The 8038-nt window shown below is 64.4% G+C and carries 4 protein-coding genes and 1 pseudogene; all 5 read right to left on the bottom strand.

The window, feature by feature from the left end; genetic code table 11:
* Positions 1-1139 (bottom strand): annotated as a pseudogene (locus ACFCU0_RS07870) (glycogen debranching protein); the annotation flags it as partial.
* Positions 1140-1188: 49 nt separating this feature from the next.
* Positions 1189-3696: a glycoside hydrolase family 31 protein gene (locus ACFCU0_RS07865; protein WP_434973116.1), complete on the bottom strand. Its 2508-nt coding sequence runs from the start codon at positions 3694-3696 to the stop codon at positions 1189-1191.
* 94 nt (positions 3697-3790) lie between these two features.
* Positions 3791-5698 carry an alpha-amylase family glycosyl hydrolase gene (locus tag ACFCU0_RS07860; protein WP_434973115.1) on the bottom strand — a complete coding sequence of 636 codons (1908 nt, stop codon included), beginning with the start codon at positions 5696-5698 and terminating at the stop codon, positions 3791-3793.
* A 67-nt stretch (positions 5699-5765) separates the two neighbouring features.
* Complete coding sequence (locus tag ACFCU0_RS07855; protein WP_434973114.1) at positions 5766-5948, bottom strand: hypothetical protein; 183 nt, start codon at positions 5946-5948, stop codon at positions 5766-5768.
* Positions 5949-6046: 98 nt separating this feature from the next.
* On the bottom strand, positions 6047-8038 hold a 1992-nt coding region (locus ACFCU0_RS07850; protein WP_434973113.1), incomplete at its 5' end, for a T9SS type A sorting domain-containing protein.

The raw sequence follows: 8038 nt of genomic DNA, 5'->3' as shown, positions 1-8038 counted from the left end.
TCGGGGTACGACTGCTCGCGCCAGTCCATGAACGACGACTCGCCGTGGACAAGGCCCGTTTCGGCGTCGTAGAGAGCATGCTGATCGGCCTCCGCCGACCGCCGGATGATCGGGTAGATCTCTTCCAGCCAGTCCTGATCTCCCGTGGTAAGATACACCTCCCACGCAGCCAGGGCCCACGTCATCCGATCGCTGGAGATTGGCCACGACCCTCCGGTCCCGGTGTCCTGGATGATGCGTCCGGCCTCGTCGACCTTCGCCCGAAGACTCGTTTTTGCCTGCTCGGGCGCCACGAGCGCCCGGCTCAACAGGATGCTGTAGCTGATGTCGCGCGTCCACACGCCCGTCCATTTCTTCCCGGCCATGAACGCGCCGTCCTCCTCCCGGATGTTTTGCAGCATTTCCTCAAGCGACAGGTTGTACAGGGCGTCCACGAGCCGCTGGTCGGATTCGAGCTCCGGAAACTGCGAGACGTCTGTGTCCAGCGACCACACAGCGACGCCCTCGTCGTTCATCGGTCGAAGGTCGCGCGTGTCGAATGGAAGGGTCAGGGAAAACACGCCGTCCTCGTCCGGATCCGTCAGGCGAAAGCGGTCGCCGGACGACGCCTCCTCGAGGCTCCACGTGAGCGGCGCCGTGTCTCCGACGATGTACACGCCCTGGAAATCTTCTTCCGCGATCGGATCGCCGGAGGGCGGGTCGTATACGCCGTTGGCGCGAAACGAACGCAGCATCGGCCTCATGTCGACCCGGAACGTGACATGCATTGTACCGGACGGGCGCGCAGCGGCAAACCCCGGCTCGGGGAAGGGCTGCGGCGACCGCTCCCCGAAGACGTACACGGGTGTCAGCACGTCACCGCCGGCGGGGGACAAACGGAGGCGAATGTCATCGCCCGACGGGCGCTCATTGTCCCGCCCGTTGATGCTGAACTTGAAGTTGACGGCCGTCCGTTCGCGCTGGTAATTGGACGTCAGCATCGTTCTGGACGGGGCGGTAGCACGGAAGTCTCCCTGGACGACGGAGGTGTCCGTCACGTAAAACCGGTCGCTTTCGTACAGCATCTGCGCGGAGGACGAAGACGGGAGGCCGGCCGCCACCAAGAGGACGGCACCGATCAGGAAAAGGATGCGCTGCATGGAGGAGTACAATCTAATCGAGAAGATGCTGGTGTGCGCGTGCGCGACCTTATCGGACCGACACGTCCTGCACTGTGATGCGATGGGCTTCGCGCGTGTCGAGCCTGGTCTGAACCGATAGGACGCGCGCTTCGGCGTCGTAGGAAAAACCGCCCATCTGTTGCACGGTCGCGTCATCGCGCCGCCGGCGGAGCGGCTCTCCATTTACCGTGACGCTATCCGGCGTCCGGCCCACGCGGGCGATGGAGGTGCGCACGATTCGTTCTGCAGGCATCCCGTCGTAGCTACCGACCGACGCGCCGATGGTGACGACGAGATCCTGCCCGTTCGCCTCTCCTGCCGACTCGGACATCGACTGCGTGATCGAGGTCAGCGCGTAGGCACCCTCCGTATACGCCATCGATTCGCCATCGTCTTCGTACAGCGTGAACGAGGCCGCGTCCGGTCCCGGCACGACCTTTAGCATTAGCGTATCGCGGGGCTGGGCCGCGGTGTGCGGCGCGACGGGACGCATGGGCACGATCGACCCTTCCCGGATCAACACCGGAATCCGGTCGAGCGGAGCATCCATCTGCACTGTTTCTCCGCCCTCCAGGATGGCGTTCGAATGGATGTCGAGCCAGTCACCCGAGGGCAGCGGTACGTCGACGGTTCGCACTCCGTCCTCCAGGACCGGTGCGACCAGCAGGGCGTCGCCGAGAAGATAGGCATCGCTCTCGTCCTGCAGATCGGAGTCGTCCGGATTCGCGAAGAATAGGGGCCGGGCGATGGGCATGCCGGTTGTGTGATTCTCATGCGCCAGCGTATACAGATACGGCATCAGCCGGTACCGAAAGCGGATGTGCTCACGGATGATCGACTCCGCCTCGTCCCCGAACCGCCACGGCTCCGTCGGCAGGTTGTCGACGCCGTGCGGCCGCATCGTGGGCGTGAGCGCGCCGTGCTGCATCCACCGAATCATCAGCTCCGGGGAGAGGTCATCGCCGAGGTAGCCGCCGATGTCCGACCCGTAGTAGGCGAGGCCGGACAGGCCCGCCTGCAGAAGCAGCGTGGGCTGATCGGCCAGCCCGGTGAAGGTTCGCGCCACGTCGCCGGACCAGTGCACCGTCCCGTATCGCTGAATACCGGCCGAGCCGGAGCGGGTGAGGTTGAACACGCGCTGATCGGGGCGCATCTCGCGAAGGCCGTCGTAGAGCGTTTCGGCCCATAAAAGGTTGTAGGCATTGTGGATCACCGGCGCCGCGCCGAGGTGGTGCTGCATATCGTCCGGATGCTTTTCCGGCTCGCCGAGATCCGTCCACAGCCCGGCCATTTTGCCTTTGGTGGAGTCGCCGGCTGCCACGGGATCCCCCATGAACGGTGGGTGCTTCTCCCACCACCACGATCGGGTTTCGGGACGGGTCATGTCTGCGAGAACGGCCGGGCAGCCGTCCGGGCAGGACCACCAGTCCGGGATCCGGTACGCCGAGCCGTCCGGGCGCGTCCCCACGTGTCCGCCGTCGATCGCAGCCTGAAACAGGTCTGACGGGGCGGCAAGATAGGTTTCGGTAATTCCGACGGTCTGCACTCCCCGATCGCTCAGGTCCTTCATCATGTCGAACGGCGTCGGCCAGTCCTCGCGATTCCATGCGAGATCGCCCATGTGGTCGAACCAGTGAAGGTCGAGAACCACGGCATCCACTGGAAACTCCTTCATGCGTAGCGTATCGACGACCCCTCGGGCTTCGGTCTCCGTTCGATAGCCGTACTTCGACTGGATGTATCCGAGCGCCCACTTCGGCGGAAGCGGCTGCCGGCCCGTCAGCCAGGTGTAATGTCGGAGCTGCTCGCGTATGTCGTCTGCAGCGATCACGACATACGAGACGGCGCCGTACTCCGACGTGTAGGCCAGGCGTCCCGGCGTCGATGCGCCAATGTCGAAGCGCCCGCGGTCGACCTCGTCCATGAAGAGCGCGTATCCACCCGTCGTGAAGGCCAGCGGAATGTTGATCTTCATCGTGGCCGGCGCCGCGTTGTAGCCGTACCGCTGCGTGTTGTAGACGTCGAACGCGCGCCCCTGCAGATTGAGGCTGCCGCCTCGCTCACCGGTACCGTACACGGCCAACGTCGAATCGGACGCAAACTGAACGGTGCGAGTCGAATCCGTGACAAGCAGTGGCCGGTCCATTTCGGCAAGAAGCGTCCGGCCCCGATCATCTGCGGTCGTGATACGCAGTGGCGCCTTATGAACCGTCGCGGTCAACTCGGGCGTGCGGAGATAGATCGCCTCGTCGGTCTCTCGGACGGTCGGGCGGTAATCCGGCGTCCGGATTACGGCGAAGGACGTGTCTGCCGATGCGACGCCGGACGGCAACCATTCGACGCGCACCATCTCCGGCCGGTAGAAGCTGATCCTCGCGGTTGCACGCTCCCCCTCTACGATCACGGTCGCCCCGTCGGCGCGGTGGCCCGCATAGTCCCCGGGCGACACCCCGGCCGGCTGCGCAACAGCGGGTGGCGACGTGATCAGGGAAAGAAGGACGACGATCCCCAGATAACGCGACAAGGATTCCCACATGACGTTAGGACTGAAATTTCGGATTGGGAATAGGGGATTGCCGATTTCGGTTTCGCAATCCACGATCGATCACGCGCGATCGACCCACGGCGACTTATCGTTTCGTGAGCACGACGCCTGAGGTGGCTGGCAGTTCGAGAAGCAGGGCGGTCCCGTCGCTCTGGACGCGCGTGCCGTTGTCCACCGTCGACAATGCAATGTCGTACGTTCCCCGCAGCGAGTCCGGGAGCGGGAGACGGAGGCTGTGCGCTTCGGTGCTTCGATTGAGGACGACCACGACCGGCGCATCGGCATCGCCGCGAACATAGGCGAACGTCGACCGCTCATCGTCGGCCTGCAACGTTTCAAAGCGGGACGACCGGAGCGCGGGCGTGTCGCGGCGGAACCGGATGGCGTCCCGGTAAAACGTGAGCAGGTCGCGATTCACGCGGACGGGGTCCGCCGGGCGCTCCTGCCCAAACGGATGATCGTCCTCCACCTCGTAGTCCATGTCGCCCCACACCATGGGCTTGCGATCGTCCGGATCATCCGCCCCCCACATGCCGACCTCCGTGCCGTAGTAAACCATCGGTGCACCGACATACGTCATCTGGAAAAGAGTGACCAGACGCTGAAGCCCGCGCTCATCGGCATCCGGCGCGCGCACCTTGTACGATCGATTGTCACGAACGGAGACGACCGCGCCCCAGTCGTAGTCGAACCGTTCGGGCTCGACGTACCCGGTGTCGCTCCGGTTCACGATCATGGTGGCGAGCCGGGGCGTGTCGTGGGAGTCGATCAGGTTCTGCACCGCCGTCCGTGTGGAGTCGTCGAATGCCGTTCGCCGAGCGTCGATCATGTTCGAAAACTCCGTCGGCGTGATGGCGTGGTCGATCAGAAACCCTTTCACGGGCAATGCGAAGGCGAAATAGTTCATCGCAGCAGAGAACCCGCCGGCCCGGATGAATCCCGCCGCCGGCTGCCAGGTCTCCGCCACGGTGTAAGCCTCCGGGTTGATCGACCGAACGTGCGCATTCCAGTCCACCCAGAACCCTTCCGGCACTTCATCGGCGACGTCGAGTCGCCAGCCATCGATCCCATCGGACGGGTCGCCGTCGCCGTTCGGGTCCATCCATCGCTCGGTGCTGTCGAAGACGTACTGTTTGGGACCGGCGGCAAGGTCCTCCCCGTCGGTCGCGTCGGCAAATTCCGGCAACTGCGGCACGCCCCACCAGCCATCGTATTCAAACTCGGATGTGTCGGGCGTGGCGGGGGCGTCAAAGGAGCTGATCTTGTACCAGTCGGCGTAGGGCGAACCCGCCTGGTTTTCGACAATGTCCTGGAAGGCGAAAAACGCGCGCCCGGTGTGGTTGAACACGCCATCGATCACAACGCGAATATCCCGGTCGTGGGCGGCGTCGAGCAGTTCGAAAAAGAGGGAGTCGGCTGCGGTCGTCTTCCATGTGGAGGGGTCGGTCGGATCCTCCCCCGCGATGATAGCCCGGTCCCGTTCCGGGTCGGGGCCGAAGTTCGGGTCGATGTGGTGGAAGGACGTTCCGTCGTACTTGTGAAGCGTGTTGGCCCAGAAGACCGGATTGAAGTAGAGGGCGTTCACCCCGAGGGAGTCGATGTAGTCGAGCCGGTTGATCACCCCCTGCAGGTCGCCCCCGTAGCGCCGGTCGTAAACCGATGCGTAGAAGCCCCCCATCTGCCGTTCCCATTCCGCTTCCTCGTACCAGTCCTGCGTCCACGGCGTCACGGACCATGAGGCCGGCACGTCGTCGACCGGCTGCTCGAGGGTTGCCCGCGTTGGGTCGTTTGTCGTATCGCCGTTGGCGAAGCGCGTCGGAAACACCTGGTAGAACACCGCATCGGCGGCCCACCCCGGAACGCGCGGCGCCTGCGCGGCACCATGATCACCGCGCGTATCTGCGTCCTCGGTGGCGCACCCGCCGACGAACGCGAAAGCCAGAAGAGAAATCCCGAGAACGGGCCACGGGAGTCGATCGGACAGGCAGGCCATGGGCACAGGTCAACCGGACAGTAGACGACGAACAGATGAGGAGACGGCAGCGACGAGTTAGGACACGCTACTGCGTCACCGTCGAATCCACCTGCACGGTCCCCGGGCGTCCGGGCGGCTCCGGGAAGTTGCCGTCGTTTTCGTCCGGCGGTTCATTGCTGCCGGAGGAACCACACGCAGCGAAGAGAACGAGGAGGCAGATCGTCAGACCGGCGTTAATGATGCGGGAGAGGCGGGACGTAGTAGGCATGGCGAGAGCGATGCTTTAAGAAAAGGAAGTGTCCGGGGGAGGGCGCGACGCGGGAGCCGAGCATTGCGCCCGGCTCCCGACCGCACGGTTAGACGACGCTATCGGACGATGGTCATCTTGCGCGTGGCTGTCTGCCCATCAACGACGATCCGCCCGAAGTAAATGCCGCTGGCCAGCGGCTGTCCGGCTCCGCCGGTTCCGTCCCATTGCATCGTGTGGAGGCCGGACGACTTCCGCTGATCTACGAGCGTTACGACCCGGCGCCCGAGGATGTCGTAGACCTCAAGGGTCACGTGCGCATCCTTCGGTAGCGTGTACTCGATCGTCGTCGTGCCCCGGAATGGGTTCGGGTAGTTCGGCCAGAACGTGAGCTCATCCGGCACCAATCGCTGCTCCTGGCTCTCCACGAAGGCGGTCGAGCCCAGGAGCATCGTGAGCTTCGTCGACGCCTGCTTCGGGATCATTTCCGTCGTCGGCGTCGCTCGTAGATCTATGCTTTCGCCCGTGACGCGATTAATCAGGCGGGCCTCCTGACCGGACGGCAGGTTCGACGCCCGAAGCGTCACCGGCGTGTGCGGTTCCGTCGACAGCGTGGCCTCGAAGACGTGTCCTTCCGCGTCTGCTGGACGAACCGACCGCTTGAGGTCGCGCTGCCGGGGGCCGGCCTGACCGTCCTGCGCCTGAAGTCGGAGGCTGAGCGCCGAGAACCGCGAGGGCGGCGCGATGATGTCCACACGGTCCACGCCGTCCGTCGCGTCGGGTCCCGTTCCCATTTCAACCGTCGACCGGATGCGTTCCGTCTCCCCGTCGATCTCTGCGGTAAGGCTAAACCACGACCGGTCCGCCGCCTTCGCCGGTGCGGCCGAGCCGGTCTGGTACGGAATCACCAGTCCACCGCGATTTCCGGTATTGTTAAAGTAGAACGCTTCGCCGCTGGCAGCCGTTTTCAGCGTCGAGGCCTGCGTGAAGGAGCCATCGAACGCCCAAAGGGGCTGGAGCGAGCCTCCGTTCTGCGCCTCGACCGCGCTCCACGGGACGTCCACATCCAGCGGATTGGAGATAATATTCCAGCCCGGCCCCAGCGGAATGTCAACGAATGCGCCCGAAGATGCCGTCCGGAGCGAAACGGACGGGACGTCTTGCTGCTGCACGGACCAGCTCGACTCGGAGATCGCCCAGAAACCGCGGCCGGGTGCGAAGGAAAAGGCGGAGGAGCCGTCAAACGCCTGGAAGAAGTCGGTTTCGGCGCCAGTATCGCGGTACACCTGCCACTGCTCGCCGCTGGTACCGCTAAAGGTCCCGCCCACCGCCTGGTTGATGTCCCCCGGCAACGCAATCAGGCGGTAATCGCCCTGGCGTTCGCCCTGCCCGAAGGACCGGGAGACGTCGAAGCTGATCTGCTCGGGGTAGAGTAGCGACGTCACCTCCGACGAGAGCGGGCTCGTCTGGCGGTCGTTGTCGTTGGCAACCACCTTGTACCGGTAGGTCGCGCCGGGCGAAACGCTGTCGTCCGTGTACGCCGTTGTTGCCGCATCGACGGTCGCAACGGAGGCTCCGGTGGTATCAAAGTCGGCCGCCGTGCCGCGGTAGACCGTGTATCCGGTCACATCCGAGGACGTGCTCGCCGTCCAGGACAGGCTGATCGTTCCCGCGGACAGGTCGGCGCTGGCTGACAGATCCGTCGGTGCCAGCGGCGCGGGTGCCGCCACCTCGTACGGGACAAGCCCGCTCTCCGGCGTTGCGACCGGCTGGTCGGTGAAAATGTGGAACTGTCCCGGCGCGAGGCGAATCGGAGACGTCTGCTCCTCCGCTTCAATCTCAATGGCCTCTCCGGTGAAGAAATCGTACCACGTGCCGGCATTCGGAAACTCTGCCGAGACCTCGGTTTCCGTCACATCTACGTTGGCAATAACGACGGCATTCATCGACGAATGCTGCAGGGAAATCCGCCGCCCGGGCTGGTTGTTGCCCGCAATCGTGACGTCGGTATCCGTCGCTCTGAATACGTCGTTGTTATTGCGCAGGTTAATCATCGCGCTCCACGCCTTGTAGAGCTCGACGCGGTTCGGGCTCTGCGCCGGATCGAAGTA

The sequence above is a fragment of the Longibacter sp. genome, from assembly GCF_051155795.1.
GTDB lineage: Bacteria > Bacteroidota > Rhodothermia > Rhodothermales > Salinibacteraceae > Longibacter.
This window is presented reverse-complemented; position numbering and strand designations above follow the sequence as displayed.

Excerpts from the sequence above, each read along its gene's own strand:
- ACFCU0_RS07865 (WP_434973116.1), bottom strand. The coding sequence starts at position 3,696 with ATGTGGGAATCCTTGTCGCGTTATCTGGGGATCGTCGTCCTTCTTTCC.
- ACFCU0_RS07860 (WP_434973115.1), bottom strand. The coding sequence starts at position 5,698 with ATGGCCTGCCTGTCCGATCGACTCCCGTGGCCCGTTCTCGGGATTTCT.
- ACFCU0_RS07855 (WP_434973114.1), bottom strand. The coding sequence starts at position 5,948 with ATGCCTACTACGTCCCGCCTCTCCCGCATCATTAACGCCGGTCTGACG.